Below are 26,752 nucleotides of genomic sequence, written 5' to 3' on the forward strand. Positions count from 1 at the left end.
TCCTCCGTCAGGCGACGGCGGGAATCTCTTCGGGGCGCAGACCGGTGCCTGGCAGATGTTGCATCGTGTCGGCGTCGCAGACAACCATGCGGAACGCCGTCAGGTCTGAAAAAACCTTGCGCAGCAGGCTGTTTGTCACAGTATGCCCGGCCCGGATGCCGGTGTAGCGCCCGATGACCGGCGCACCCGCCAGAGCCAGATCGCCGAAGGCGTCCAGCATCTTGTGCCGGACCGGTTCGTCCGGATGGCGCAGGCCGCCCGGCGTCAGCACCTGTGTACCATCGACCACCACCGCGTTGTCCAGCCGCCCGCCAAGCGCCAGCCCCCGCGCCTGCATCGCCGCGATGTCCCCGGCGCAGCAGAAGGTCCGGCTGTCGCTCAGATCCCGGATGAAGGACCCGTTCGCCATGCAGGCCCGGCGCGACTGCTGCCCGATGGCCGGGGCGTCGAAGTCGATGGAAAAGGCGATTTCCGGCCGGTCTGAGGGTTCCAGAACCGCGAGGGCGTCACCGTCGGAGGCTTCGATACGGCGGAGGATTTCCAGAACCCGGACCGGCGCCGCCTGCGCCCGCAGGCCGCGGGTCAGAAAGCCCCGCACGAAGGGCGCGGCCGAGCCGTCGAGAATCGGTATCTCGGGTCCGTTCACCTCGACCAGCGCATTGTGGATGCCGCAGCCCGCCAGCGCGGCCATCAGATGTTCGACCAGCCCGACCGAGGCACCGGCGGCATTGGCCAGGCGTGTGCAAAGCGGCGTGTCCGCGACCGAATCCCACCGGGCGGGAATCATCTGGTCGCCCTGCCGGAAATCGAGACGGCGGAACCAGACGCCATGTTCGGCCGCCGCGGGACGCACGACGGCACGGACCGGCCTGCCGGAATGCAGGCCGATGCCGGAAAAGGAGATCGGGGATCTGAGTGTCTGCTGCACGCGACCGTCGGTTTCTGGATCTGCCGGTTTTGGGGGCGGTTTCGAAGTTCAATTCGCAAGCACCCGGCGGAACCGGGGTCCGCGAAGTATCCGGGCTGGAGCCGGACGCGGCAATTCACGCTTTGCAACCGAATGAAATACCTGAGTCCGCCCTGCCCCGCCACCGCGCTGGCCCCGATGAATCGAGGCGGAATCGCGCCGAAACGGAAACCGGCCGCCCGTTTCGGGGCGACCGGTTCCTGTTCAGTACGAGGTGGAGTGGCTCAGTTGGCCTGACGCCGCAGGAAGGCGGGGATTTCGATCCGTTCCTGATCCGGGTCCTGCTGACGTGCGGAGGGCTGCTGGCGCGGCTCGGCGCTCGGCGCCGGCTGTGCCTGCACGCGCGGCTGGACACGCTGCGCCGCGGGCTGGGTCCGCTCTTCGCCGTGGCCGGTCATCCGGTTGATCAGCGAGTTGATCCCGAAACGGGGACGCTCACCCTCGGCGGCGGCGGATTGCGACGCCGGGCGCGGCGCGCGGTTCACGGCAGCCTGCAGGCGGGCCAGAGCCTCGGGGGACGGGGTCCCGGCCTTGGGGGCGCGCGGCGCGACGAATTCGTCGGAATGGGCCTCGGGCTGGCGGGCCTGCTGCGGTGCCGGGCGGTAGGCCGGCGGCGGCAGATCGTCAGAGGCGGCTTCCTGGTAGCCGTAGCGCGCGTCGTCTTCGGTCTCGGCACCGGCTTCCAGGTCGCTGAAGAACGAGGGCTCTTCGTCGGCTTCATAGGTCTCGTAAGTCTCGACCTCGGCCTCTTCCGCCTCATAGACGACTTCGGCAACCGGCGTGGGTTTCGGCGCGGGCGCGACGGTCATTGCCGCAGCGGCCGGTGCCTTTTCCACGTGGTGCGCAACCTTTTCGGGCTGCTTCAGCGGTGCCTGCAGCGAACGGCGCGGCAGCGGGACGTCGGCGTGGTTCTCGGCCGCGTCGATGCCGGTCGCGACGACCGAAACGCGCATCTTGCCGTTCATGTCCGGGTCCATGGTCGAACCGACGATGATGTTCGCATCCGGGTCCACTTCCTCGCGGATGCGGTTCGCTGCTTCGTCCAGTTCGAACAGGGTCAGGTCGGTGCCGCCGGTGATGTTGATCAGCACGCCCTTGGCGCCTTTCAGGCTGATCTCGTCCAGCAGCGGGTTCGCGATCGCCTTCTCGGCGGCCTGAACGGCGCGGGATTCGCCCTCGGCCTCGCCGGTGCCCATCATCGCCTTGCCCATCTCGTCCATCACCGCACGGACGTCGGCGAAGTCGAGGTTGATCAGGCCCGGACGGACCATCAGGTCGGTCACGCCCTTGACGCCCTGATAGAGCACGTCATCCGCCATCGAGAAGGCTTCGGTGAACGTGGTCTTTTCATTGGCGAGGCGGAACAGGTTCTGGTTCGGAATGATGATCAGCGTGTCGACCATCTTTTGAAGGGTTTCGACACCCTCCTCGGCCTGACGCATGCGCTTGGCGCCTTCGAACTGGAACGGCTTGGTCACGACGCCGACGGTCAGGACGCCGAGTTCACGCGCGGCCTGCGCGATGATCGGGGCCGCGCCGGTGCCGGTGCCGCCGCCCATGCCGGCGGTGATGAAGCACATGTGCGCGCCCGCCAGATGATCGACGATCTGTTCGATGGATTCTTCTGCGGCGGCAGCGCCGACGGCGGCCTTGGCGCCTGCGCCCAGACCCTCGGTCACCTTCACGCCGAGCTGGATGCGGTTCTGCGCATTCGACTGCTGCAGCGCCTGCGCGTCTGTGTTGGCCACGACGAAGTCCACACCCTCGAGAGCCTTCTCGATCATGTTGTTGACGGCATTGCCGCCCGCACCGCCAACACCGAATACGGTTATCCTTGGCTTGAGGTCTTCTACACCGGGTATGGTCAAGTTCAATGTCATGGTTATATCCGCCTGTTCTTGCCCCACCGATGGGCGGGTTTATGTCGCCTGATCGCCTTTGATCTTAGCGAAACCTTCGATTGACGTCACCCCAGAAATCAGGGCGAACCACAAAATATGGCAAGAAAATGATCACGGTTTCCGCGATTTGGGCGGATCCACAAGATATTGCGTTGTAACAAGGGCATGACGGCAAAACCTCAAGTCGCAATGCGCTTGAGGAGCGGCTTTTCGGATCGGAAATTGCGCGAATTCTCGCTCCGCGCGAACCGTTTAGAGGGAATCAGGAAGCACTGCCCGTGCCGCCCCGGACTGTTGAGTCGCCCGTTATCCACAGGCTAGCGACTCCCTGTGGATGAGTCACGTGCGGATCATGGATAAAAGCCCGACCGGCCCTTTCGCGCCGACGCCGCGAGACGCGCGCGCAAGGGCGCGGCGCGCGGTCGGTCAGGCCGGTGTGGTGGCCGTCACCAGTTGTCCTTGAACCACCGCATCGCACGTTTGAGCGACCGCGCGGGATAGCGGTCCATCGGCAGGTCGAAATCCCACCACTCGTCCTGCGGATGGGCCGAGAACAGGCACATCCCGACCGAGCTGGCGAAGGCCGCCCCCGTCGCCGCCTGCGGCAGGCCATGGACCCGCAGCGGCCGCCCGAGGCGCACCTGCTGGCCAAGGATGCGCGAGGCGAGCGCGTCGAGGCCGGGGATCTGGCTCGACCCGCCGGTCAGGACGATCTGCTGGCTCGGCAGGTGGTCGAACCCGGCGGCATCCAGCCGATAGCGCACTTCCTCGAGGATCTCTTCGACCCTTGGGCGCATGATGCCGATCAGTTCGGCCCGCGTCACCGTGCGGCGGTCGTGGTCCCAGTCGCCGGTCTCGCCGCCCAGTTCGATCTTTTCGCGGTCGTCCATCCCGGTTGCGATCAGGCCGCCGTAGAACGTCTTGATCCGCTCGGCGATCGGCGTGGCGATCTGCAGCGCCATCGAGATGTCGCCGGTCACGTGATCGCCGCCCATCCGGACGGCATCGGCATAGATCATGTGCTTGCGCCAGAAGATCGAGATGCCGGTGGTGCCGCCACCGATGTCGATGCAGGCGGCGCCCAGTTCCTGTTCGTCCTCGACCAGCGAGGCGAGGCCCGACACATAAGCCGAGGATGCGACGCCCGCGAGTTCAAGGTCGCAACGGCGCACGCAATGCGCGAGGTTCTGGATCGCCGCGGCCTCGACCGTCAGCATGTGCAGGTCGGTCGACAGGCTCTGGCCGATCTGGCCGCGCGGGTCGGTCATGCCGGACCGGTGATCCAGCGCGAAGTTCACCGGATGCGCATGCAGCACCTCGCGCCCGTCGCCGTAGTCCGGCAGATCGCACGAGGCGAGCGCGCGGCTCACGTCGTGTTCGGACACCACCTGCCCCTCGACCTCGACCTGCCCGGCCAGCCCGTAGCTGCGCGGCCCGGCGCCCGAGAAACAGGCGATCACGTGGTCGACGCGGATGTTGGCCATCTTCTGCGCGGCCTGAACGGCAGTGCGGATGGCGCGTTCGGTTTCCTGCATCCCCTCGATCTCGCCGAAGCGGACGCCACGCGACCGCGTGGTCGCGGCGCCGATCACCCTGAACCCGGCCTGCCCGGCCAGAGAACCGACACCATCGGTCCCGGCCCGGCGTTCCGTGCCGTCGAACCGCAGGACCAGGCAGGCAATCTTGGACGTCCCCACGTCCAGAACCGCCACCACACCGCGCTGCATTGCCGCCTTGCGCAGGTTGCGCATCGACCGCTGGGCTTCGTAAAGGCTGCTCATTACCTGTTCGTCTCCACCACGATATCCTTGATCTTCCACCACATCTGAACGGCATCCTCGTTCATCCGGATGGTCGGCCGCGACGCGAGCCGCATGTCCACGGCGGCCAGATCCCTGTCCAGCACGTCCTGCGCCTGATTGAGCGCGATAACACTTTCGAGCGCCGTCACCGGCGCCTGTTCCGGCAGCATGATCCGCTGGTCACGGTCCAGCGCCACGTCCCAGCGACGGTCGCCGACACGGACCAGGCCGCGCACGCGGTCGAGGATCGGTTCCGCCGCCGCCATCAGCAGCAGCGCCTCGGGCACGGCCTTGTCGGCCCCCTCGCCCACCACCAGCGGCAGGTCGGGGCGTTCCAGCCGGTTGTTCAGCCCGCCGACGATCACGCCCTCGCGGTCGATCAGCGCCAGCCCGTCGGCCGAGCGCCACAGCATGACCGGCTGCCGCTCCGTCACCTGGACGTCCAGCACGCCGCCGGCCCGGACCCGCAGGCTGACCGAGGCGATCGCGGGGATCGAGGCGATGGTGTTGTGCAGCGCGTCGAGGTCGAGGTCGAAGGACGAGACGGGGAAGTCGATCGACGAGACCTCGCGGATGTCTTCCTCGACGGTGCGCGAGACACCTTCGACCGACATCAGCTTGACCATGAACTGGGGGCGCGTTTCGAAGTAGTTGCGGATTTCGGCGACCTGCATGCGGATCGCGTCCTGCCGGTCCTGACTGGACAGGTAGGCCGTGACGATCCCCGCCGACAGCACGAATGGCAGCCCGATGCGCAGGCCCATCCGGTAGGTCGGGGTCAGCATGATCCGCTGCATCCGGTAGGCCCAGCGGGACGGGGCCGGATCGGCCTTGGGTGTCACCTTGCGCATGACGCATCCTCCACCAGCCAGCGACAGAGCTGGCCGAAACTCATCCCCGCCGCCGCAGCCTGTTCGGGCGCGAGCGAGGTCGGGGTCATGCCGGGCTGTGTGTTCGTCTCCAGCAGGACCAGCCCGTTCAACCCGCGCTCCTCGTCCCAGCGGAAATCGGTGCGGCTGATCCCCCGGCAGCCGAGCGCCCGGTGCGCGCGCAGCGCGTAATCGAGGCAGGCCGCGGTGATCTCTTCGGGCAGTTCGGCAGGCACCACGTGCCGCGATCCGCCGGGCTTGTATTTCGCGTCGTAGTCATACCAGCCGGTGGTGATGATATCCGTAACGGCCAGCGGCCTGTCGCCCATGACCGTGGTGGTCAGTTCCCGGCCCTTCACATATTGCTCGACCATCACCTCGGCGGGCATCGCATCGGACAGGACCGGCGGGCCGTTCGCCTCTTCGTGCACGAGGTAGATGCCGACGGATGAGCCTTCGTTGTTCGGCTTGACCACGTAGGGCGGCGCCATGACATGCGCGGCCTCGACCTCGGCGCGCGAGGCGATCACGCTGTCGACGACGGGCAGTCCGGCGGCGCGGTAAGTGTCCTTGGAGCGGGTCTTGTCCATCGCCAGGGCCGAGGCCAGAACGCCCGAATGCGTATAGGGAATGCGCAGCCATTCCAGCAGCCCCTGCACGCAGCCATCCTCGCCCCAGCGACCGTGGAGCGCATTGAAGACGACGTCGGGGGCGATGTCCTTCAGACGTGCAGGCAGGTCGGGGCCGGCATCGACCTCGACCACTTCGAATCCTTCATCCCGCAGCGCGGCAGCGCATTCTTTTCCGCTGGACAGCGAGACCTCGCGTTCTGCCGAGGGGCCGCCCAATAGCACCGCAACTGTCGGGGTTGTCCTGCTCGACGAACCCACTTCCGTGCCTCATTTCCGGGTCTTTTCCGACCCTTGTTCTGTCTGCGCGGCCTTGCCTCGGCCGCACCACGCGCGTCGTTCGGTTAAGCCGGATCTCCGATGCGCATGATTTCCCACTCTAGCTGTATTCCGGTGGCTTGGAAAACCCTTTTTCGGACTTCCTCACCCAAGTTCTCGAGTTCCGCCGCCGTCGCGCCACCAGCATTGGTGAGAAAGTTGGCGTGTTTGGCATTCATCACCGCCCCGCCCATGGGAACGCCCTGCATACCGGCGTCCTGTATCAGCTTCCAGGCCTTCAACTCGTGCGTGTCGTCGGCCCGCCCGGTACTGGAATATCCCGCCGGGTTGCGGAAGGTCGATCCGGCCGTCCGGTCCTTGACCGGCTGGGTCTCGTCCCGCTTGGTAAGCTGTTCGGTCATGCGGGCGTCCAGTTCCGCCGGATCGCCCGCGTCGCCCTCCAGCACCACCTCGGTCACGATCATGTCCGGGGCCAGGGCCGTCTGGCGATAGGCGAACCCCATGTCATCGCGCCCCAGCGTCACGACCTCGCCGCCCCGCGTCACCGCGCGGGCCGAGACGAAATGATCCGCCGTATAGCTGCCGTAGCAGCCCGCGTTCATGCGCGCCGCGCCGCCGATGCTGCCGGGAATGGTCCGCAGGAACGTCAGGTCGATCCCCGCTTCGGCCGCTTTCCGCGCCACATGCGCGTCCAGCGCCGCCGCCCCCGCCGTCACCCGGCCCCCGGTGCAGTCGATTCCGTTGAAGCCACGGCCCAGCCGGATCACCACGCCGCGGATGCCGCCGTCGCGCACGATCAGGTTCGAGCCCACGCCCATCGGGAAAACCGGCACTTCGGGGTCTAGTGCCGCGAGGAAGGCGGCAAGGTCGGCCTCGTCCGCCGGCTGGAACAGCCAGTCCGCCGGTCCGCCGACACGCAGCCATGTCAGCTCCGACAGGTCGCGGTTCGGGGTCAGGCGGCCTCGGGTCTCGATCTGGTCGGGTGTCATGGGCGGCTCCGGTCGTCTGGTCCGCACCGGTTAGCACGGCTCCGCACGGAGGTCAGTGCCATAATGCGACCCCGCCGCAGCTTCGTTGCGCAGGGATCACCTCGCCCCGTCGGGTCCCAGCTTTCGCCTCAGCCACCGGCCAAGGTAGATCACCGGCCACCGCAGCACCGACAGCCCGCCCGCCAGGACCAGTCCGCCGATCACCGGGCCGTGCTGCCAGAAAACGGCGAGCAGGATCGGAACGCCGACAGCGATCAATACATAGGCCCGAGTCCAATGATCATCCCGGCTGGGGACCATGGCGGCCACCGTAGCGGCCAGCCCCCAGACACAGGCGAGGATCAGCGACAGGGTCATTCGAAATCCTCGGGCCGCATCGCGGGCGCACCGTTCAGCCGCCCCCAGAAATAGACCAGCGGACGCCGGAACATGGACAGGAACCCCGCCAGCGCCGCGACGCCCCACATCCATCCGTGAACCCACCAGATGCCGCCGATCAGCAGCGGGGCGCAGATCAGCAAGGCCATGCCCGGCGCGTATTGCCGGCGCATCGGCAGAAAGGCCGTCGCCGTCGCCACCAGCACCCAGACGGCCCCGGCTATCAGAACCCAGCTCAACTCATCGTCCCCCACAGGCTCGCCAACAATGCCGCCACCGCCAGCGCCAGCCCCGCGACCGGCACCCAGAGCGGCGTCCGGAACGGCGCGGCAGGCAGGCGCAGCTTAAGGCGGATCAACGACAGGTTCACCAGAATGAAGACCGCGAAGAGCACATAGGCCGTCGCCTCGGCCAAAACTGCAACAGGCAGCGCCAGCGCGGCGAGGATCACGACCGCCCCCGCCAGCACGCTGGCCCTCAGCGGCGTGCCATAGCGCGGATGCACCTCGGCAAAGACCTGCAGCCAGCGCGCACGCCGCCCCAGTCCCAGCATCACCCGCGCCGCCATGACGATTTGCGCAAGCACCCCGTTCACCGCCGCCATCACGGCGATGGCCGACAGGAAGCCTGCGGACCGCCCCGTCCCCTCCTCCCAGACCAGCGCCAGCGGCTGTTCGCTGGCCGCCAGCTCCTCCAGCGGCACGGCCCGGACGGCGGCCAGCGACACGAGCGCATAGAGCACCGCCGTGATCGCCAGCGCGATCAGGATGCCGCGCGGCATGATGCGGGTCGGGTCGCGCACCTCCTCGGCCATGTTCACGAGGTCCTCGAACCCGATGAAGGCGAAGAAACACAGAGCGACCGCCGCCGCGATGCCCGGCAGATAGGGCGCCGCCGGGGCCGTCCAGTCCGGCACCGGCGCGCCCGAAAACCCGGCCCAGGCCACCAGCACCAGACCGGTCGCCTCGGCCAGAGTGAAAAGGGCCGCGAAAGCCATGCTTTCAAGCACGCCTGCAATGGCGATGGCCGTCAGGGCAACACCCGCGATCACTATGGCGACCGTCATGTCGATCGGCACGAGCGCGATGAAATACCCCGCCCCGCCCCGCAGGACGGCGGCGGCCGAGATCATTCCGGCGATCACGATGGCAAGGCCCACCACCTCGGCCAGCGCGCGACTGCCCAAGCCGGACTCGACATAGGCCACCTCCCCCGCCGCCTCCGGCATGCGCGAGGCAAGCTCCGCGTAGCTCAGCGCCGAGGGCAGCGCGACGCAGCCCGCGATCAGGAAGGCGAGCGGCGCCCAGATCCCCGCCTGCGCGGCCACCGCACCAACGAGGACGTATATCCCCGCGCCGACCATCACGCCGACGCCATAGGCGACAAGCAGGGGCAGGCCGATACGGCGTTTCAGGGTGTCGGACATGGGGGCGCTCCTGCTTCGGCGTCAGCCCCACCATACAGGCTGTCAGGTGGTCCGCATTTGATCGGGGTCATGTGCCCGCCAAGCGCGACGCATCGCTGTCCTCAAACGAAAGACACCCGGCCTGACAGACCGGGTGCCCATGTTCAAAGACCTGCAGGCCGCTCAGACCGACCGCAGCTTGACCGTCCCGGTCTCCCAACCCTTCAGCCGCTCCGGCAGGCCATTGGCCCAGGCCGAAATCGTCCCGGCCCCGAGGCAGACCACCATATCGCCCGGCACCGCCTGTTCGCGGACCAGCCGTTCGAGGTCGTCCTCGGACTGGATCGCCCGCGCGTGGCGGTGGCCGTGCTGGATCAGCCCCGCCACCAGATCGTCGCGGGTCGCGCCGGGGATCGGGTCTTCACCCGCCGCGTAGACGTCGCCGATGCCGACCACGTCGGCCTCGTTGAAGCAGGAACAGAAATCGTCGAACAGCGAATGCAGCCGCGAATAGCGGTGCGGCTGGTGGACCGCGATGACGCGGCCCTCGGTCGCCTGACGGGCCGCTTTCAGCACCGCTGCGATCTCGACCGGGTGGTGGCCGTAATCGTCGATGATGGTCACGCCGTTCGCCTCGCCCACGCGGGTGAAGCGCCGGTTCACGCCACCGAAGGCGGCCAGCGCCGCGCGGATCTCGTCGGCCTTCATGCCCAGATGCCGGGCCACGGCCACGGCCGACAGCGCATTCGAGACGTTGTGATCGCCGGGCATCGGCAGGGTGCAGCCGTCGATCCGCATCCCCTCGCCCTGCAGCGCGATGTCGAAATGCGCGACGCCCTTTTCATAGCGCAGGTTCACCGCGCGGACGTCCGCCTGCGCGTTGAAGCCGAAGGTCACGACCCGGCGGTCGGTGATCTTGCCGACCAGCGCCTGCACCTCGGGGTGATCGGTGCAGCAGACCGCCACACCGTAGAACGGGATGTTGGAGACGAAATCGTAGAACCCCTTGCGCAGGTTCTCGATCGTGCCCCAGTGCTCCATATGCTCGGGGTCGATGTTGGTGACGATGGCGATCGTCGCGGGCAGGCGGTTGAAGGTGCCGTCGCTCTCGTCCGCCTCGACCACCATCCATTCGCCCAGACCCACGCGCGCGTTGGAGCCGTAGGCGTGGATGATCCCGCCGTTGATGACAGTCGGGTCCAGCCCGCCCGCATCCAGCAGCGTCGCGACCATCGTGGTCGTCGTCGTCTTGCCATGGGTGCCCGCCACCGCGACGTTCGACTTGAGCCGCATCAGCTCGGCCAGCATCTCGGCCCGGCGCACCACCGGCAGACCGCGCCGCCGCGCCTCGTCCAGTTCCGGGTTGCCCGGCTTGATGGCCGAGGAAATAACCACGACCTGCGCCGCATCGAGGTTCTCGGCCCGCTGGCCTTCGAACACAGTCGCGCCCAGTTCGGCCAGCCGGTCGGTGATCTTCGATGCCTTCAGGTCCGACCCCTGCACCACGTAGCCGTGGTTCAGCAGCACCTCGGCGATCCCCGACATGCCGATGCCCCCGATCCCGACGAAGTGGATCGGCCCCACGTCGCCCGGCAGTTTGGTTGCTGCGTTCATTCTGTCACCGCTCTCATTCCGGCCAGGTCCTCGACCATGTCCGCCAAAGTTTCCGCCGCTTCCGGCTTGCCCAGCGACAGGGCCGCGTTGGCCATCTGCACTGCACCTTCCGGGCTCTCAAGCACAAGCGCGATCTGCTCCGCAAGGTTCCCTTCGGTGAACTGTCTTTCCGGCATGAGGATCGCCGCACCCGCCTCGACCAGCCCGCGCGCATTAGCCGTCTGCTCGTCCCGGATGGACGCCGCCAGCGGCACGAGGATCGACGGGCGGCCGATCACCGTCAGGTCCGCGACCGTCGAGGCGCCGGAGCGGGTGATCACCAGCTGCGCCTCGCTCATCCGGCGGGGCACGTCGTGAAAGAAGGGCTGAACGTCCGCGTCGATCCCGGCATCGGCATAGGCATGGGCCACGCGGTCCATGTCCTCTTCCCGCGCCTGGTGGCTGACGCGCAGGTTGCGGCGCAGGTCCTCGGGCACGGCGGCGACCGCGCCGGGCACCACGTCCGACAGGATCCGCGCGCCCTGGCTGCCGCCCATGACAAGGATCGACATCGGGTAGTCGCCGGGGGGAATGTAGGGGGCTCCGGCCTTGTCGAAGATCGACATCCGCACCGGGTTGCCGGTGTGCACGCCCTCGACGCCTTCGGGCATCTCGGTCGGCCAGGTGCCGCAGGCGACGCAGTGGACGCGCTTGGCGAATATCTGGTTCACCCGCCCCAGCACACCGTTCTGTTCGTGGATCATACGCGGCAGCTTGAGCGCGGTCGCCGCCGCCATCGCCGGGATCGCGGGATAGCCGCCGAAGCCCACGACAGCGCGTGGCCGGTCGCGGCGCATCCGCCAGATCATCGAGGCGACACCGCCCGCGATGCGCGGCGCCACGGCCACCTTGGCCAGCACCCCGCCGCGCGCGAAGGTCGCGCTGGAGACCTGTTCGATCTCCACCGCGTGCGGAAACCCGCCGGTATAGCGCGCGCCACGGGCATCGGTGGACAGCTTGACCCGCCATCCCCGGCGCAGCATGACCTCGGCCAGCGCCTGCGCGGGGAACATGTGCCCCCCGGTGCCGCCGGCCGCGATGATCAGAAGCGGTGCATTGTCGTTCATCGTCCCCGTCCGAGGATCTCGCCTATTTCGCCCTGCGGGCGCGTGCGGGTGAAGGCCAGAAGCATCCCGATGGCAATGCCGCTCGCGATGACGGAGGAGCCGCCGTAGCTCACGAAGGGCAGCGTCATGCCCTTGGCCGGCAGAAGCCGGACCGCGACGCCCATGTTGATCATGGCCTGCACCCCGAACATGGCGGCCAGACCGCTGCCGGCCAGCCGGGTGAAGGGATCGCGTTCGCGCATCAGACGGATGAGCGACCGGATCACGACGGTCGCATACAGCGCGATGATGCAGAGGACAAGGAACAGCCCGTATTCCTCGGCGGCAACGGCGATGATGAAGTCGGTATGCGCGTCCGGCAGGTTCATCTTGACCTGCCCTTCGCCCACGCCGACGCCGAAGAAGCCGCCTTCGCGAATGGCGTTGGTGGCGTAACCGATCTGGGTGGTCGGATCGACCTCCGCGTTCAGGAAGCCGTCGATCCGGCGGGCGAAGTGTTCCGACGAGTTATAGGCCACCACACCGCCGAAGACGGTCAGCCCGGCCATCCCCGCCAGCAACAGCATCGGCGCGCCGGCGATGAAATACATCACGCCCCAGCCGAACAGGATCAGGCAGGCCTGGCCGAAGTCGGGCTGCATGACCAGCAGCAGGACGACGATCACCGTGATCCCGAAGGACCATGTCCGCCCCGGAGGGCCGTTCAGATCGTGTTCCGCAGCCATCAGCCATGCGACGAAGACCACGAAGACCGGCTTCAGGAATTCCGACGGCTGGACCGACCCGAACCCGAGCGAGAACCAGCGCACCGCCCCCTTGCCGAAATCGGTGCCGAAGAACGGCAGCAGCATGATCGCGAGGAAGGCCCCGGCAAAGCCCAGCACCGACAGCCGCCGCACCATGTTGGGCGTCAGCATGGAGGTCACGAACAGCGCCACCATCGCCATCGCGCCGAACACGGCCTGTTTCTGGACGTAGTGGAACGGCGCATAGCCGTTGCGCGCGGCCAGCGGCGGCGAAGCGGCCAGCCCCAGCAGGATGCCGATAGAGAATAGCAGAAGGACGCAGGACATCGTCCATTTGTCCAGTGTCCGCCACCATTTGGGTAGAACCGGCTCCCCCGCCTGAAGGGGAACCACGCCATGCACCATATCCGTCATGGGAAACCGCCGATTTTGCCTCTGTCCGCCCCTTTGCGGGGTCTCGCGCACAATTCTAGCGGGTTTTGCGACTCAGGGCCAGAAGTATCGGCGAACGCGGCGAATTACCGGCTCGGCGCCCGCTCGATACTCAAGACCGGCCGCGGCGGCTTGCTAGTTCGACGCGATGCCGGGGCGGCTGGCCCCCATAGGGCGATTGATCTGCGCACAGACGGGCTGGATGCCCTTGGCCCCTGAATCGTGGCTGTACACAGCCCTAAGTCCCACCACGACATTGTTGGCCGGACAATCGACCTGGTTCGACCAGTGGTTCGTCGCGCAATTCGGTCGGGCAAAAGAGTCGACGTAAGGGTTCGTGCTGTTGTCGATCGTGCCGTCAGGATTGATCGGACGGGCGATCAGGCGGATGCCTTTGATCTTGTCTTCGCGCCGGTTCATGCAGACCGAGATGCCGGTAACAAAATGGCCCTCTGCGACGAAGACGTCCTTGGAGGACGCGAAATTGCCAGATACCCCCGCACGCAGCGTGAACTCTCGCGACCCGCGACCGGGACAGGGTCCGTCCTCGACGGTCGCGCAGAGGCGCTCGGCGAAAATCTGGATGTAGATCGGATCGTCCTGATGTTCGCGCATCTGGATACCGGTCATGCCGTAGCGGTCGTCGAACTGGCGGGACATGTATTCGTTGTGCCCCGCGAGGTTTCCTGCCGTCTGGCTTGTCGGTGCCGCGCCGCTCCAGGTGAACTCTGCTGCATGGGCCATCGAAGCGACGGTAAACGCGCCGACAAGCGCGAGAGAACGACAAATCATATTGGAATCCTTCGAAGAAATCACTCGTAATGACGGAGCCAATAGCTCCGGCAAAAATCCTACCACGAAAGTTCCGTTGCGTCACCCGACGCATTATTTCACCGGAGCGCAGCCGTCACACGCGCCACGAAATCCTCGCCCCGCCGTTCGAAACTGTCGTATTGATCGAAGCTCGCGCAGGCCGGGGCCAGCAGGACGGTCTCGCCCGGCTGGGCATCCTCGACCGCGCGACGGACGGCGGTTTCCATGTCGGTACAGACCTCGGTCTCCACCCCGCGCAGCTTGACGGCAAAGGCGGCCGCCTCACGCCCGATGACATAGGCGCGGACGACCGATCCGGCAGCCTCCAGCACCGGGTCCAGCGTGCCTTCCTTCTCAAGCCCGCCGCATATCCAGCGGATCCGGTCGAAAGCCGCCAGCGCCTTGGCCGCGCTGTCGACGTTCGTGGCCTTGCTGTCGTTGACGTAGCGCACGCCGTCCTTTTCCGCGATCAGCTGGCTGCGATGCGGCAGGCCTGCGTAGGAATGCAGCGCCGTCTCTATCACCTTGGGCGACACGCCCAGCGTCCGCACGGCGGAATAGGCGGCGCAGGCGTTCTGATGGTTGTGTGCCCCCGGCAGACCCGACACGCCCCGCAGGTCGATGGAGGCCACCTGACGCCCCTTGCGCCATTCGGTCAGGAATCCCTTGCGGGCAAAGACCTGCCATCCTGCGCCCGCGGGCTTGCGCGTCACGGAGACACGGATCACCCGGTCGTCCGCCTCGCCCTCGCCAAGCTGGTCGGCCAGGTACAGCCCTTCGGCCTCGTCGATCCCGATCACCGCCCGCTCCGGCCCGCCCTCGGCGAACAGCCGGCGCTTGGCGGCGAAATAGCCACCGATGCCGCCATGCCGGTCGAGGTGATCGGGGGAAAAGTTCGTGAAGACGGCCACATCCGGCGTCAGCGCGCGGGCGAGGTCGGTCTGGTAGGACGACAGCTCCAGCACCACGACGCCGCCATCGCTCGGCGGGTCGATGTCCAGAACCCCGCGTCCGATGTTGCCGGCCAGTTGGCTGGAGAACCCGGCCTCGGTCAGCACGTGATGGATCAGGGCCGAGGTGGTGGACTTGCCGTTCGACCCGGTCACCGCGATCACGCGCGGCGCGGTGTCGAACCCGTCCCAGGCGGAGGTGGCGACCGAGCGGAAGAACAGCCCGATGTCGTTGTCGACCGGCACGCCTGCCGCATAGGCCGCCGCGATCACCGGGTTCGGCGCGGGATAGAGGTGCGGGATGCCCGGACTGACCACCAGCCGCGCGATGCCGTCGAAAGCACCCTGCCGCGACAGGTCGAGGCAGGCGAAGCCCTCGGCCTCGGCCTTTTCGCGCGCGGCCGGGTTGTCGTCCCAGCACACCGGCTCCGCACCGCCCGCCGCCAGCGCCCGCGCGGTGGCGAGACCGGACCGGCCCAGACCCAGCACACCGATGTGCGCCCCTTCGAATCCCGTGACAGGTATCATGGCAATCTGCCCTCCGTATCCGACTCTTCCGTCTCCGACGCGCCGTTGCAAGGCGCCTGCCGCCGCGCGCGGATCCAGCGCACAGCGACCCACACAACACCCCCGATTGCCGCGACGATCGCGAGATGCAGCAGCAGCCCGCGCTGCCCGAACATCTGCTCCAGCCACAGCCCCGCGCCATAGCCGAGCGCGGTCATGACATGCGCCCAGATGGCCACCGACAGCAGGCTGATCGGGGCGAAGACGTGCCAGCGGATCTGCGAGGACCCGACCAGCATCAGCCCGACCGTCCGGGCCCCGTAGATGAACCGCAGCAAAAAGATCGTCCGGTTCGGGTGCTCATGGACCAGCCGCATCAGCCGCCCTGCCCTGCGGTGCGTGATGACCCGCTGCACCAGCCGCGCATTCCGGAAGAACCGCCCGAACAGGAACAGCGCCTGATCCGCCAGCGCCGCCCCCGCCGTCGCGACCAGCGCCGCCGCCTCGAAGCTGAAGACGCCGCGATGCGCCATCGCGCCGCCCAGCATGACGATCACCTCGCCCTCCAGCACCGCGCCGACGAAGACGCCGGGCAGTCCCAGCGTCTGGACGAGGCTTTCGAGCGACATGATGGCCCTAGCGCAGTTTCAGGGTAGCAAGCCCGATCATGGCGAGGATCAGCGAGATGATCCAGAACCGGATCACGATGGTCGGCTCGGCCCAGCCCTTCTTCTCGTAGTGATGATGGATCGGGGCCATCAGGAACACCCGCTTGCCGGTCCGCTTGAAGTAGAGCACCTGGATGATGACCGACAGCGCCTCGACCACGAAAAGCCCGCCGATGATCGCCAGCACCAGTTCGTGCTTGGTGGCCACCGCGATCGCGCCGAGCGCGCCGCCAAGGGCCAGCGAACCGGTGTCGCCCATGAAGACGGCGGCAGGCGGGGCGTTGTACCACAGGAAGCCGAGGCCGCCGCCGACCAGCCCCGCGACGAAGATCAGGATCTCGCCGGTGCCGGGGACGTAGTGCACCTCCAGATAGTCGGTGAAGTCGACCCGCCCCACGGTGTAGGCAATCGCGCCGAGCGCCGAGGCCGCGATCATCACCGGCATGATCGCCAGCCCGTCCAGCCCGTCGGTCAGGTTCACGGCGTTGGCCGAACCCACGATCACGATCATCGCGAACGGGATGAACAGCCAACCGAGGTCCAGCAGGGCGTTCTTGAAGACCGGAAAGGCCAGCTGGCCCGTCAGTTCCGGCGGATGGAAATAGGCGGCCCAGGCGGCGGCGATGGCCGCGATGACGAACCCGATCAGCAAACGGACCTTGCCCGACACCCCCGCCACGTTCTGCTTGGACACCTTGGCGTAGTCGTCCGCGAAACCGATCAGGCCGAAGGACAGCGTGACGAACAGCACCAGCCAGACGAAGGGGTTGTCCAGCCGCGCCCAGAGCAGCGTCGACGTGAGCAGCGCGCCCACGATCAGCAGCCCGCCCATGGTCGGTGTGCCGGCCTTGGCGAAGTGACCTTCGGGGCCATCGGTGCGGATCGGCTGGCCCTTGCCCTGACGGCGGCGCAGCACGGCGATCAGCGGCGGCCCGAACAGGAAGCCGAAGATCAGCGCCGTCATGAATGCGCCGCCCGCCCGGAAAGTGATGTAGCGGAAAAGGTTGAAGACGTCGCCGCCATCCGACAGCGCGGTCAGCCAGTAGAGCATTTCAGTGGGTCCCCATTATTCCGCAGCCGGATGTCCCAATTTCCTGAGCGCGTCAACAACAAGGCTGACTTTGCTGCCCTTCGATCCCTTGACCAGCACGACATCGCCGGCGTCCACCAGCCGCGCCGCCTTGTCCGCCAGCTTTTCCGCCGAACGCGAATAGCGGCCCCGCTTGGCCTCCGGCAGCGCCTCGTAGAAGGGCTGCATGCGTGCGCCGACGCAATGGATCAGGTCCAGGGCCTTCATAGACGGCAGGTCGGCCAGCCCGAGGTGCATCGCCGCCTCGTCCGGGCCCAGTTCCAGCATCTCGCCCAGCACCGCCACGCGGCGACCGTGTGCGTGGCGGCCCACGTTGTCGCGCGGGGTCGCCGCCGCCAGCACCTCGAGCGCGGCGGCCATCGAGGTCGGGTTGGCGTTGAAGGCGTCGTCGATCAGCTCGAAACTCAGCCCCTCGTCCAACGTATCGAGCAGCAGCCGTTCCCGCATCCCCCGCCCCGCGGGCGGCATCCAGCGGGCAAGGTCGGCGGCGGCCAGCGCCCGGTCGAGGCCAAGCGCCGAGACGACGCCGATCACGCCAAGCGCATTGACCGCGAAGTGGCGCCCGGCGGCGGCCAGCTTGAACAGCACCGGCGCGCGCCATGCGCGGCCCTCGGAAATCGTGGTCTCGTCCGCGATCCGCAGGGTCACCAGCCGATGGTGGTTCGACGGCGCCTCGCCAAAGGTCAGCACCCGCGCACCGGCGGCTTTCGCCGTCTCGATCATCAGCGCCGAGGTGCTGAGATCGCCGTTGATGACCGCAACACCTTTGGGCTCCAACCCCTCGAATATGCTCGCCTTTTCCCGCGCGATGCCGGACAGGTCGTCGAAGGCTTCCAGATGCGCGGCGGCGATGGTGGTGATCATCGCGACATGCGGTCGGGCGAGCTTGGCCAGCGGCGCGATCTCGCCCGGATGGTTCATCCCGATCTCGATCACCGCCAGCTCGGCGTCGCGCGGCATCCGCGCCAGCGTCAGCGGCACGCCCCAGTGGTTGTTGTAGGAGGCTTCGGCGACATGAGTCCGCCGCTGGTGGCCGAGAACCACACGCAGCATCTCCTTGGTCGATGTCTTGCCGACCGATCCGGTCACCGCGACGACCTTGCCCTTCATCCGCGTCCGTGCCGCCCGCCCGAGGTCTTCGAGCGCCTTTAGCACGTCGGGCACGATCAGCAGCGGCGCGTCAGGCGACACGCCCTGCGGCACGTGATCGACCAGCGCGGCGGCCGCGCCCTTGTCGAGCGCCTGCGCCACGAAATCATGTCCGTCCCGCGCCGCGCGCAGGGCGACGAACAGGTCGCCGGGCTGGATGGTGCGGGTGTCGATCGACACGCCGCCGACCGACCAGTCGCCGCGCGCTTCGCCACCCGTGGCCGCGACCGCCTCTGCGGCGGTCCAGAGGCTCATGCGAGCCTCCCGTCAAGCGCGGCAACGGCGACGGAGGCCTGTTCCGCATCGTCGAACGGATAGGTGCTGGAGCCGATGATCTGCCCGGTCTCGTGTCCCTTGCCCGCGATCAGCAAGGTGTCGCCGGGGCCGAGGGCGTCGACCGCGCGCAGGATCGCCTCGGCCCGGTCGCCCACTTCGATGGCGTCGGGGCAGCCCAGCAGGACGGCCTGACGGATCGCCGCCGGGTCCTCGGACCGGGGGTTGTCATCGGTGACGAAGACCAGATCGGCATTCTCGGCCGCCGCCTGCCCCATGAGGGGCCGCTTGGTGGCATCGCGGTCCCCGCCCGCGCCGATGACGGCGATCAGCCGGCCCATGACATGCGGACGCATCGCCTTGAGTGCTGTCGAGACGGCATCCGGGGTGTGGGCGTAATCGACATAGACCGTCGCCCCGTTCTCGCGCCGCGCGACAAGCTGCATCCGCCCGCGCACCGTCGTCAGGTCGGGCAGCGTGGCAAAGACATCCTCGGGCGCGTCGCCCGATCCGATGGCAAGGCCCGCCGCGACCAGCACGTTTTCGGACTGGAACCCGCCAAGCAGCGACAGGCGGACCTGATAGTGCCTGCCGTCCCAGCCAAAGCGCAGGATTTGCCCGTCCGGTTCATATCGGTGGCTGAGAACCCGCAGCTGCGCACGCTCGCTTCGCCCGACGCCCAGCACCTGGATGCCGCGATCCACCGCGATCTGCGCCATGTCCTTGCCGCGGTGGCCGTCGAGGTTCACCACCGCGACACCCTCGGGCGACAACAGGCGGCGGAACAGGCCGGCCTTGGCCTCGAAATACTCCTCGAAGGTCGCGTGGTAATCGAGGTGATCCTGCGTGAAGTTCGTGAACCCCGCCGTCTTCAGCTGCACACCGTCCAGCCGCCGCTGCGCGAGGCCGTGGCTCGACGCCTCCATGCAGCCATGGGTGACACCCGCGCGGGCGGCCTCGGCCAGAACCCGGTGCAGGGTGATCGGTTCGGGCGTGGTGTGCTGCAGCGGCGCCTCATAGGCGCCTTCGACACCGGTGGTGCCGAAATTGCAGGCCGCGTGGCCCAGATGCGTCCAGATCTGGCGGGTGAAGGTGGCGACCGAGGTCTTGCCGTTGGTCCCGGTCACCGCCGCCATCACCTCGGGCTGGGCGCCCGACCAGAGCGCCGCGGCATAGGCGAGAACCTGCCGGGGATCCTCGGCCACGATCAGCGCGGCGTCCGATGCGCGCAGCAGCGCCGCGTGCATGTAGGCGCCGTCCTGATCCGTCAGGATCGCCGCCGCACCGGCCTCCAGCGCCTGCGGAATGAAGCGGCCACCGTGGACCGCCGTGCCCGGAAGCGCCGCGAAAAGATTGCCCTTTTCGACGAACCGGCTGTCCACGCAGATACCCGTGATCCGCGCCTGTCCGCCCGCCGTGGCGGTCAGGCCCAGCTCGTCCAGTGTTGCCACCTTGCCTGCCGCCCGTGCCGCCATCGTGACCCTGCCCTTCGTCAGTTCGAGGATGTCAGGGTTATATCAGCCAGCTTGGCGGGTTCAATCTGCGGGCGCAGGCCAAGCAGCGGCGCGACGCGACGGATCATCTCGGCGGCGACCGGAACGGCGGTCCAGCCCGCGGTGCGGCGGGGCTGCGGGCCCGAGGTTTCCACCGGTTCGTCGAGGCTGACGATCAGCACGTACTTCGGATCGTGCGCCGGGAACATGGACGCGAAGGTGGCGATCACCTTGTCATCATAATAGCCGCCGGTCGGCTTGGGCTTGTCCGCGGTCCCGGTCTTGCCTGCGACCGCATAGCCCTCGACCTCGCCAAAACTCGCGGTGCCCTCGGTGACCACCTTGCGCAGCATCGCGCGCGCCCGGCGGGCGGCGATGGTCGACATCACCTCTTCCTGCGGCAGTGCCACGGACGGGTCGCGTTTCAGCAGCGTCGGCGTGACCTTGATCCCGTCGTTGGCGATGGTCGCATAGGCGGCGGCAAGGTGCAGCGGGCTAGCGGACATGCCGTGACCATAGGAAATCGTCATCGAAGACAGTTCCGACCACTTCGCGGGCAGCAGCGGCTGCGCCTGCGCGGCTTCGGGCAGTTCCAGACCGCTGACCGTGGTCAGACCCAGATCGGCCAGAAAGGCCTTCTGCCGGTCGATGCCGATCATCTGCACCAGACGTGCCGTGCCGATGTTGGAGCTCTTGACGATGATCTTCTCGACCGAGAGTTCCTTGCCATAGTAGTGGAAGTCGCGGATCCGGAACCGGCCGAAGGCGATCGGGCCACGGATGTCGATCATGGTCGTCGGCGCGACCAGCCCGAGGTCAAGCGCCTGCGCCGCGGTGAAGATCTTGAAGGTCGAACCCAGTTCATAAAGCCCCTGCGCCGCGCGGTTGAACAGCGGGCTGTCGTCGGGATGCCCCTCGGTCGGGGGGGCGGGCCGGTTGTTGGGGTCGAAATCCGGCAGCGAGGACATCGCGATGATCTCGCCCGTCTTCGCGTCCATCAGGACTGCCGCGGCACCCTTGGCGTTCATCAGCTTCATGCCGCCATAAAGCACCCGTTCCGTCGCCGCCTGCACGCGCAAGTCCAGCGACAGCTCCAAGGGATGGTCGATCTTGGCCGGATCGCGCAGCTGGCTGTCGAACTGCCGCTCGACGCCCGCCGTGCCGATCACCTCGGCGCTGTGCACGCCTTCGTTGCCGAAGGACGCGCCGCCAAGGATATGCGCCGCGATCCGCCCGTTGGGATAAAGCCGCAGCTCACGCGGGCCGAGCAGCAGGCCCGGTTCGCCGATGTCCATCACAGCCTGCTGCTGTTCAGGCGACAACTGTTTCTTGATCCACAGGAATTTCCGCTTGCCGGTCAGGTCGCGCAGCAGGCGGTCGCCGTCCAGTTCGGGGAATATAGCCGACAGCTTTTCAGCCGCGCGCAGCGGGTCCACCATCTGCTGGGGATGCGCGTAAAGCGCGTGGGTCTCGATATTGGTGGCGAGGATACGGCCGTTGCGGTCGACGATGTCGGCCCGTTCGGCCTGGATCGACGCGCCGCCGACAGAAGAGATCGGTTCGGCCGGTTCGGAGCCCGCCATCGCGCCCATCCGGAAGCCGATGACCGTGAAGGCGCAGAAGAACATCGCGCCAAGCACCAGCAGCCGCCCCTCGGCACGATTGCGGTCGCGGTCGCGCATTTCCTCGTGGCGCAGGCGCAGGTTCTCGCGTTCGATGGCGTCGGGGTTCTCGCCTTTCGCGCGGGCGTCGATCACGCGGGCGAGCGGGCGTAGGGGGGTGCGGATCATGGTTTGTCTCCGTCGCTGGATACGGACACGGGTTCGGTCACAAGCAGCTTTTCAGTCTGCGGATAGGCGACCTGGTCGATACGGCCGAACTGGTCGGGGCGCAGCGGCAGCAGGCCGAGGCTCTCGAAATTCATCTCGGCCAGATCGCGCAGGCGGTCGGGGCGGTTCAGATAGGCCCATTCGGCCTTGAGCATCGCCAGCCGTGCGCGCGATTGACCGATGTCCTTCTGCACCCGCTCCACCTGGTTCATGGCATGCTGGGTCTCGTAGTTCTCGTGGTAGGCCCAGAAGGCCAGACCGATCACGGCAAGTGCCGATACGATATACAGAAATCCCTTCATCGTTTCCCCCTGAGCTTGGGCATCCCCAGTGCCCCTTCATCCACCGGACCCGCCGGTGCATCGGTGCGGCGCGCGACCCGCAGCCGGGCCGAGCGGGCCCGCGGGTTCTGCGCCAATTCATCATCGTCCGGGCCGACCGCCTTGCGGGTCACGACCTCGAACCGCGGCGCGTCCTGTTCCGTCTCGGGCGCGTAGCGGTTGGCCCGCCCCATCCCGCCGGACCGCAGCTGCAGGAACCGTTTGACCATCCGGTCCTCGACCGAATGGAAGGTCACCACCGCCAGCATCCCGCCGGGCTTCAGCGCCCGTTCGGCGGCCTGCAGACCGCCCGCCAGTTCGCCGTATTCGTCGTTCACCGCGATCCTGAGCGCCTGAAAGCTGCGGGTCGCCGGATGCGACTGGCCTGGCTTCTGACGGGGCAGGCAGCCCTCGATCACCTGCGCCAGCTGCAGCGTCCGCTCGAACGGCTGCGCCTCGCGCTGCTTGACGATGGCGCGGGCGATGCGGCGGCTGGCCCGCTCCTCGCCGAACAGGAACAGGATGTCGGCCAGCTCCGCCTCGGACGCCGTGTTGACGATATCCGCCGCGCTCATCCCGTCGCTGCTCATCCGCATGTCGAGGGGGCCGTCCTTCATGAAGGAGAAGCCCCGCTCGGCCAGATCGAGCTGCATGGACGACACGCCGAGATCCAGCACGATGCCGTCGAGCGGTTCGGACGTGGCCTCGTCGAGGCGGGAAAAGACGCCCTGCACCAGTTCCAGCCGGCTGCCGTAGTCGCCGGACCAGTCGCGGGCCATGACAAAGACCATCGGATCGCGGTCGAGGCCGATCACCTTGTCCGCCCCCGCCTCCAGCAGTCCGCGCGTGTAGCCGCCTGCGCCGAACGTGCCGTCCAGCCAGACGCCACGCACCGGCGCCACGGCCTTCAGAAGCGGGCGCAGCAGGACCGGGACATGGGGCTGGTCGACCGATGGTTCACCCTGCCCCATCACCTACTCCCGCGCGTCCCGGCGTTGCCGGATGTCGTTGAGGCGCTGTTTCGGGTTGAGACCACGCAGCCGTTCGCGGCGGGCGGTATCGTCCTGTTCGGGGAAGGCTTCGCGGTAGGCTTCGGGGTTCCACAGCTCGAAGGTCTTGCCACGGCCACGGACGAACATCTGCATCCCGTCGGCGGCGCCCATCTTGTCGCGCAGCTTCTGCGGCATCACCGCACGACCGGTGTCGTCGAGGCGGACCATCTCGGACTGCGAGGTGTAGAGCGTGATCATCTCTTCCTGCTCTTCCGATCCCATGTCCATGTCGTCGATCAGATCCTCGATCTCGCGCAGGGCGGCGACGGAATAGACCTCGAGACAGCCGGGCAGAAGGTGGTCGCCGTAGTTGATGAACATCGTGGGGGCCGCACCTTCACTCCAGGTCGGATCACCGGCTTCGAGCACACGGCGGAACTCTGCAGGGATCGACACGCGTCCCTTGCTGTCCATCTTCAGATGGTGTTCGCCTCTGAACCGTCCCAGGTCCACGCTCGATTACCGTCCCACATCCCCCTTGTTTCACAATCCCTTATAGGGCACCCTTAAACGGGAAAACGGCGGATAGGTGCTGCTGCCACTGCCCTATCCGCCGCCCTCGTCCCGTCTCCGGGGGTGGTCCGTTTAGCGCGCGCCACCTGGGGGGATGTCTGCTCGCTCGCGCTACGGATCTCTTCGTGTGATGAAGCGGGTTGCCTGTATGAACACTGCCTTGGGAAGTTTTGTTTGGGGTCTTTGTTGCGCCCCGTTTCCCGTCCTCATCTTGTGCATTCAGTTATGACTTGGGAAATGACGGGGGGCAACGGTTATTTTTGGGAAAGCATGCCACCGAGGGATGGGACAGACTGGGATCGTCCGGCCCAACTGACCGCTCGGCCAGCCCATATGGTCACATCCAACAACATCCACACCAGATGTTGTGCCGAGAGCCGTCCCGGCGGCATTCCCATGCAGTTCCACCTGATCCCGAAAAAAGTTTCCCGGATGCCGATCTGAGGGGCTGCGTGGCTGCCACGAGGATAAATCGAGCCTCGAATCCGCACGAATCACACCGCCGTGATTCCTGAATCACGGCCATTCCCGGCAATGCGAGCCGTCAGGGCATGCCGGTGGAGGCAAATCCCACGAGTCGGCAAACTGCAGTGAATCGGAAGCTAGGGCGCGCTTCAGGCCAGGTTGATGACCAGTTGCGGCAGGTTTCGCCCCGGAATGCTGCCCGAGGGGCTGAGCCCCACGCGCTGCGCGCCTTCGGACAGATAGAAGGCTTCGGCATTCGGATCGCTGTCGATCCGCAGCCGCGAGGCACCCCGCGCGCGCGCCGCCGCACGCGCCCAGACCATCAGAGCCCGGCCAAAGCCCTGCCGCATCGCCTCGGGCGCGACGAAAAGGCGGTCCAGTTCGGCCTCGTCCGGTGTGGGGCCAGCGCCGACCTGCGCCATCGCCACCGCCCTGCCCGCCTTTTCAAGCATCACGACATCCGCCCCGCGCAGATCGGCCCGCGTCACCGTGAGTTCGGCGACGCAGCCCTGCATGAAGGCATCGTCATAGCCCCATGCCGCCTTGGACCGCAGGCACAAGTCGGACAGCGCCCTGAGGTCGCCGCTCCCTGCCCTGCGGATCACCAGCGCCATGGCTCAGGCCATCCCGCCCTTCACCAGCCGGTCGGCCAGTTGCGCATAGGCCTGCGCCATCGGCCCGTCCCCCGCGGCGATCGGCGTGCCGGCATCGCCCGCCAGCCGGGTGTCGAGATCGAGCGGCAGCGCCCCGAGGAACGGCACGCCGATCCGCTCGGCCTCGGCCGCGACACCGCCGTGACCGAAGGGGTGGCTTTCGTGTCCGCAGTTCGGGCAGACGAAGCTCGCCATGTTCTCGATCAGCCCCAGCACCGGGGTCTTGAGCGTGTTGAACATGTCGATGGCCTTGCGCGCGTCGATCAAGGCCACGTCCTGCGGGGTCGAAACGACCAGCGCCCCGGTCATCGCCGCGCGCTGGCATAATGTAAGCTGCACGTCACCGGTCCCCGGAGGCAGGTCGACGATCAGCACGTCCAGTTCGCCCCAGGCCACCTGCCCCAGCATCTGCTGGAGCGCCCCCATCAGCATCGGCCCGCGCCAGACCACCGCCTTGCCCTCGTCCACCATAAGGCCGATCGACATCATGGTGACGCCATGCGCGTGCTTGGGTTCGATGATCTTGCCGTCGGGAGACGCGGGCCGCCCCGAGACACCCATCATGCGCGGTTGCGACGGACCGTATATATCGGCGTCCAGCAGACCGACCTTGCGCCCGGCCTTGGCCAGCGCCACGGCAAGGTTCGCGCTGACCGTCGATTTGCCGACCCCGCCCTTGCCGGAGGCAACGGCGAGGATACGGTCAACGCCGGCCGGTCGCATCGGCCCGGCCTGAGGCGTCGGATGGCCGCCGATCTTGAGCCCCTGCGGCGGCGCCTTCTGCGCGGCGGGTCCATGCGCCGTCAGCGCCACCTGCACCCTGCCGACACCCGGCATCGCGGCAATCGCCGCCTCGGCTGCGGCGCGGACCGGCTCCATCGCACGGGCCGACTCGGGGGTCGGCGCCTCGATCACGAAACGAACCGAGTCGCCCTCGACCGCAAGCGCCCGGATCATGTCACGCGAAACGAGGTCGCCGCCGTCGGGCAGCCCGACCTTCGATAACGTGGCGTAAATCTGATCCTTGGTCATGGTTCCGACTCCTCATTGTGCAACCGGCAGACGACTTGCACAGACCATGGGCTGTTTCCGAACGGAAAGCGGAAAATCCAGCGATTTCAACTACCGTTAGGTCAACATTGCGTATGCATTTGCTGCATGGCGGCATTGACGAACCGTTCATTGTGCAGGCGCAGCAATTTGCTATCTTCAGTCTCAACAGACGGCACAACGGAGCACGCTCCGGCCGCCGCAGAGAAGACATGAAGGCTAGACGACCAAATGGCAATGATCACTGAAACCCACGCAGGTGTCTCTTCCGAACAGGGTCTGTTCGCGCGCCTGGCAGAGAAATTCGTTGCAGGCTACAGCCGCTACGCAACCTACAAACGCACCGTGGCCGAGCTGTCGATGCTCAACGACCGCGAACTGCGGGACTTCGGCGCCAACCGCTCGATGATCCGCTCCATGGCTTACGAGCAGGCCTACCGCTCGATGTAAATTCCGGGATCAGAAGGCCCTCTCCTCCTCCCTGGGTCTTCTGTGAACTCGCGGCGGCACCTCTCCTCCTCCCTGGTGTCGCCGCATCTTATCCCCGAGGCAGGGTCATGCCTCAGACAGAATGCGCCGGTCCTCTCCTCCTCCCTGGGCCGGTTGCTGCAAGACCGGCGGTGCCTCTCCTCCTCCCTGGCACCGTCGGAACTTGCAGGCGAAAAGAGCGTTACGCTCGCAAGGATCGGTGACCCTCTCCTCCTCCCTGGGCACCGAGAAATGGAACGGCGGTGCCTCTCCTCCTCCCTGGCACCGCCGTTTTCCTTTTTTCAGACTCCTGAAAACGAAAAAGACGGCCCGAGGGCCGTC

25 protein-coding genes are annotated in these 26,752 nt (G+C 67.1%); 1 reads left to right on the forward strand and 24 read right to left on the reverse strand.

Translation table 11 applies throughout. The features are described 5' to 3' along the window. Positions 1-7 precede the first annotated feature (7 nt). From lpxC to ATO6_RS16430, 24 genes are all read right to left on the reverse strand, one after another. Positions 8-928, reverse strand: a complete 921-nt coding sequence (gene lpxC, locus ATO6_RS16315) for a UDP-3-O-acyl-N-acetylglucosamine deacetylase (protein WP_088625085.1) — start codon at positions 926-928, stop codon at positions 8-10. Positions 929-1,191: 263 nt separating this feature from the next. Further along, positions 1,192-2,847 carry a cell division protein FtsZ gene (gene ftsZ, locus ATO6_RS16320; protein WP_088625086.1) on the reverse strand — a complete coding sequence of 552 codons (1,656 nt, stop codon included), beginning with the start codon at positions 2,845-2,847 and terminating at the stop codon, positions 1,192-1,194. A gap of 467 nt (positions 2,848-3,314) precedes the next feature. Continuing rightward, positions 3,315-4,649 carry a cell division protein FtsA gene (gene ftsA / locus ATO6_RS16325; protein ID WP_088625087.1) on the reverse strand — a complete coding sequence of 445 codons (1,335 nt, stop codon included), beginning with the start codon at positions 4,647-4,649 and terminating at the stop codon, positions 3,315-3,317. Then, entirely contained in the window at positions 4,649-5,521 is an 873-nt protein-coding gene (locus tag ATO6_RS16330) for a cell division protein FtsQ/DivIB (RefSeq protein WP_088625088.1), read from the reverse strand. Before ATO6_RS16330 ends, ftsA begins: the two co-directional genes overlap by 1 nt. After that, a complete protein-coding gene (locus ATO6_RS16335; protein ID WP_088625089.1) occupies positions 5,509-6,429 on the reverse strand; it encodes a D-alanine--D-alanine ligase in 921 nt (306 codons plus the stop codon). Before ATO6_RS16335 ends, ATO6_RS16330 begins: the two co-directional genes overlap by 13 nt. A gap of 83 nt (positions 6,430-6,512) precedes the next feature. Further along, positions 6,513-7,436: a UDP-N-acetylmuramate dehydrogenase gene (gene murB / locus ATO6_RS16340; RefSeq protein WP_088625090.1), complete on the reverse strand. Its 924-nt coding sequence runs from the start codon at positions 7,434-7,436 to the stop codon at positions 6,513-6,515. 96 nt (positions 7,437-7,532) lie between these two features. Next, a complete protein-coding gene (locus ATO6_RS16345) occupies positions 7,533-7,793 on the reverse strand; it encodes a DUF2484 family protein (protein ID WP_088625091.1) in 261 nt (86 codons plus the stop codon). Then, the gene (locus ATO6_RS16350; RefSeq protein WP_088625092.1) at positions 7,790-8,053 is read right to left on the reverse strand and encodes a DUF2484 family protein; all 264 of its coding nucleotides are present in this window, start codon (positions 8,051-8,053) and stop codon (positions 7,790-7,792) included. Before ATO6_RS16350 ends, ATO6_RS16345 begins: the two co-directional genes overlap by 4 nt. Continuing rightward, complete coding sequence (locus ATO6_RS16355) at positions 8,050-9,240, reverse strand: APC family permease (protein WP_088625093.1); 1,191 nt, start codon at positions 9,238-9,240, stop codon at positions 8,050-8,052. The genes ATO6_RS16350 and ATO6_RS16355 overlap by 4 nt, the downstream gene beginning before the upstream one ends. A gap of 162 nt (positions 9,241-9,402) precedes the next feature. Beyond that, positions 9,403-10,833, reverse strand: a complete 1,431-nt coding sequence (murC, locus tag ATO6_RS16360) for a UDP-N-acetylmuramate--L-alanine ligase (RefSeq protein WP_088625094.1) — start codon at positions 10,831-10,833, stop codon at positions 9,403-9,405. After that, positions 10,830-11,939, reverse strand: coding sequence for a UDP-N-acetylglucosamine--N-acetylmuramyl-(pentapeptide) pyrophosphoryl-undecaprenol N-acetylglucosamine transferase (locus ATO6_RS16365; RefSeq protein ID WP_088625095.1), 1,110 nt, complete (start codon positions 11,937-11,939; stop codon positions 10,830-10,832). Before ATO6_RS16365 ends, murC begins: the two co-directional genes overlap by 4 nt. Beyond that, complete coding sequence (gene ftsW, locus ATO6_RS16370; RefSeq protein WP_088625096.1) at positions 11,936-13,099, reverse strand: putative lipid II flippase FtsW; 1,164 nt, start codon at positions 13,097-13,099, stop codon at positions 11,936-11,938. Before ftsW ends, ATO6_RS16365 begins: the two co-directional genes overlap by 4 nt. Before the next feature lie 153 nt (positions 13,100-13,252). Beyond that, positions 13,253-13,909: a hypothetical protein gene (locus ATO6_RS16375; RefSeq protein ID WP_088625097.1), complete on the reverse strand. Its 657-nt coding sequence runs from the start codon at positions 13,907-13,909 to the stop codon at positions 13,253-13,255. Positions 13,910-14,007: 98 nt separating this feature from the next. Further along, a complete protein-coding gene (gene murD, locus ATO6_RS16380; protein ID WP_088625098.1) occupies positions 14,008-15,408 on the reverse strand; it encodes a UDP-N-acetylmuramoyl-L-alanine--D-glutamate ligase in 1,401 nt (466 codons plus the stop codon). Then, positions 15,405-16,016 carry a DedA family protein gene (locus ATO6_RS16385; RefSeq protein WP_088625099.1) on the reverse strand — a complete coding sequence of 204 codons (612 nt, stop codon included), beginning with the start codon at positions 16,014-16,016 and terminating at the stop codon, positions 15,405-15,407. The genes murD and ATO6_RS16385 overlap by 4 nt, the downstream gene beginning before the upstream one ends. Before the next feature lie 7 nt (positions 16,017-16,023). Beyond that, on the reverse strand, positions 16,024-17,106 hold the full coding sequence (gene mraY / locus ATO6_RS16390) for a phospho-N-acetylmuramoyl-pentapeptide-transferase (protein WP_088625100.1): 1,083 nt from the start codon (positions 17,104-17,106) through the stop codon (positions 16,024-16,026). Positions 17,107-17,121: 15 nt separating this feature from the next. After that, positions 17,122-18,549: a UDP-N-acetylmuramoyl-tripeptide--D-alanyl-D-alanine ligase gene (gene murF / locus ATO6_RS16395; RefSeq protein WP_088625101.1), complete on the reverse strand. Its 1,428-nt coding sequence runs from the start codon at positions 18,547-18,549 to the stop codon at positions 17,122-17,124. Continuing rightward, positions 18,546-20,042, reverse strand: coding sequence for a UDP-N-acetylmuramoyl-L-alanyl-D-glutamate--2,6-diaminopimelate ligase (locus ATO6_RS16400; protein WP_088625102.1), 1,497 nt, complete (start codon positions 20,040-20,042; stop codon positions 18,546-18,548). The genes murF and ATO6_RS16400 overlap by 4 nt, the downstream gene beginning before the upstream one ends. Positions 20,043-20,059: 17 nt before the next feature. Beyond that, positions 20,060-21,850, reverse strand: a complete 1,791-nt coding sequence (locus ATO6_RS16405) for a penicillin-binding protein 2 (RefSeq protein WP_088625103.1) — start codon at positions 21,848-21,850, stop codon at positions 20,060-20,062. Then, positions 21,847-22,191 (reverse strand): cell division protein FtsL, encoded by a 345-nt coding sequence (locus ATO6_RS16410; protein ID WP_088625104.1) that lies wholly within the window; start codon positions 22,189-22,191, stop codon positions 21,847-21,849. The genes ATO6_RS16405 and ATO6_RS16410 overlap by 4 nt, the downstream gene beginning before the upstream one ends. Next, positions 22,188-23,180 carry a 16S rRNA (cytosine(1402)-N(4))-methyltransferase RsmH gene (rsmH, locus tag ATO6_RS16415; protein ID WP_088625105.1) on the reverse strand — a complete coding sequence of 331 codons (993 nt, stop codon included), beginning with the start codon at positions 23,178-23,180 and terminating at the stop codon, positions 22,188-22,190. The genes ATO6_RS16410 and rsmH overlap by 4 nt, the downstream gene beginning before the upstream one ends. Before the next feature lie 3 nt (positions 23,181-23,183). Continuing rightward, a complete protein-coding gene (locus ATO6_RS16420; protein WP_088625106.1) occupies positions 23,184-23,714 on the reverse strand; it encodes a division/cell wall cluster transcriptional repressor MraZ in 531 nt (176 codons plus the stop codon). Between the two features lie 674 nt (positions 23,715-24,388). Continuing rightward, positions 24,389-24,853 (reverse strand): GNAT family N-acetyltransferase, encoded by a 465-nt coding sequence (locus ATO6_RS16425; protein ID WP_088625107.1) that lies wholly within the window; start codon positions 24,851-24,853, stop codon positions 24,389-24,391. A 3-nt stretch (positions 24,854-24,856) separates the two neighbouring features. After that, a complete protein-coding gene (locus tag ATO6_RS16430) occupies positions 24,857-25,924 on the reverse strand; it encodes an Mrp/NBP35 family ATP-binding protein (protein WP_088625108.1) in 1,068 nt (355 codons plus the stop codon). Between the two features lie 249 nt (positions 25,925-26,173). Here ATO6_RS16430 and ATO6_RS16435 point away from each other — a divergent pair, with 249 nt between their 5' ends. Further along, entirely contained in the window at positions 26,174-26,392 is a 219-nt protein-coding gene (locus ATO6_RS16435) for a DUF1127 domain-containing protein (RefSeq protein ID WP_088625109.1), read from the forward strand. The last annotated feature ends 360 nt before the right edge of the window (positions 26,393-26,752 follow it).

It is taken from the genome of Oceanicola sp. 22II-s10i, assembly GCF_002210105.1.
Taxonomy (GTDB): domain Bacteria; phylum Pseudomonadota; class Alphaproteobacteria; order Rhodobacterales; family Rhodobacteraceae; genus Pseudooceanicola.

Bases quoted from the DNA above. Each gene is read 5' to 3' on its own strand.
- ATO6_RS16425 (WP_088625107.1), bottom strand. From the start codon at position 24,853: ATGGCGCTGGTGATCCGCAGGGCAGGGAGCGGCGACCTCAGGGCGCTG.
- ftsA (WP_088625087.1), bottom strand. From the start codon at position 4,649: ATGAGCAGCCTTTACGAAGCCCAGCGGTCGATGCGCAACCTGCGCAAG.
- ATO6_RS16410 (WP_088625104.1), bottom strand. From the start codon at position 22,191: ATGAAGGGATTTCTGTATATCGTATCGGCACTTGCCGTGATCGGTCTG.
- ATO6_RS16385 (WP_088625099.1), bottom strand. From the start codon at position 16,016: ATGTCGCTCGAAAGCCTCGTCCAGACGCTGGGACTGCCCGGCGTCTTC.
- ATO6_RS16375 (WP_088625097.1), bottom strand. From the start codon at position 13,909: ATGATTTGTCGTTCTCTCGCGCTTGTCGGCGCGTTTACCGTCGCTTCG.
- ATO6_RS16405 (WP_088625103.1), bottom strand. From the start codon at position 21,850: ATGATCCGCACCCCCCTACGCCCGCTCGCCCGCGTGATCGACGCCCGC.
- rsmH (WP_088625105.1), bottom strand. From the start codon at position 23,180: ATGGGGCAGGGTGAACCATCGGTCGACCAGCCCCATGTCCCGGTCCTG.
- murD (WP_088625098.1), bottom strand. From the start codon at position 15,408: ATGATACCTGTCACGGGATTCGAAGGGGCGCACATCGGTGTGCTGGGT.
- ATO6_RS16355 (WP_088625093.1), bottom strand. From the start codon at position 9,240: ATGTCCGACACCCTGAAACGCCGTATCGGCCTGCCCCTGCTTGTCGCC.
- ATO6_RS16435 (WP_088625109.1), top strand. From the start codon at position 26,174: ATGGCAATGATCACTGAAACCCACGCAGGTGTCTCTTCCGAACAGGGT.
- ftsW (WP_088625096.1), bottom strand. From the start codon at position 13,099: ATGACGGATATGGTGCATGGCGTGGTTCCCCTTCAGGCGGGGGAGCCG.
- murF (WP_088625101.1), bottom strand. From the start codon at position 18,549: ATGAGCCTCTGGACCGCCGCAGAGGCGGTCGCGGCCACGGGTGGCGAA.
- ATO6_RS16330 (WP_088625088.1), bottom strand. From the start codon at position 5,521: ATGCGCAAGGTGACACCCAAGGCCGATCCGGCCCCGTCCCGCTGGGCC.
- ATO6_RS16400 (WP_088625102.1), bottom strand. From the start codon at position 20,042: ATGGCGGCACGGGCGGCAGGCAAGGTGGCAACACTGGACGAGCTGGGC.
- ATO6_RS16345 (WP_088625091.1), bottom strand. From the start codon at position 7,793: ATGACCCTGTCGCTGATCCTCGCCTGTGTCTGGGGGCTGGCCGCTACG.
- ATO6_RS16365 (WP_088625095.1), bottom strand. From the start codon at position 11,939: ATGAACGACAATGCACCGCTTCTGATCATCGCGGCCGGCGGCACCGGG.
- murB (WP_088625090.1), bottom strand. From the start codon at position 7,436: ATGACACCCGACCAGATCGAGACCCGAGGCCGCCTGACCCCGAACCGC.
- ftsZ (WP_088625086.1), bottom strand. From the start codon at position 2,847: ATGACATTGAACTTGACCATACCCGGTGTAGAAGACCTCAAGCCAAGG.
- murC (WP_088625094.1), bottom strand. From the start codon at position 10,833: ATGAACGCAGCAACCAAACTGCCGGGCGACGTGGGGCCGATCCACTTC.
- ATO6_RS16430 (WP_088625108.1), bottom strand. From the start codon at position 25,924: ATGACCAAGGATCAGATTTACGCCACGTTATCGAAGGTCGGGCTGCCC.
- mraY (WP_088625100.1), bottom strand. From the start codon at position 17,106: ATGCTCTACTGGCTGACCGCGCTGTCGGATGGCGGCGACGTCTTCAAC.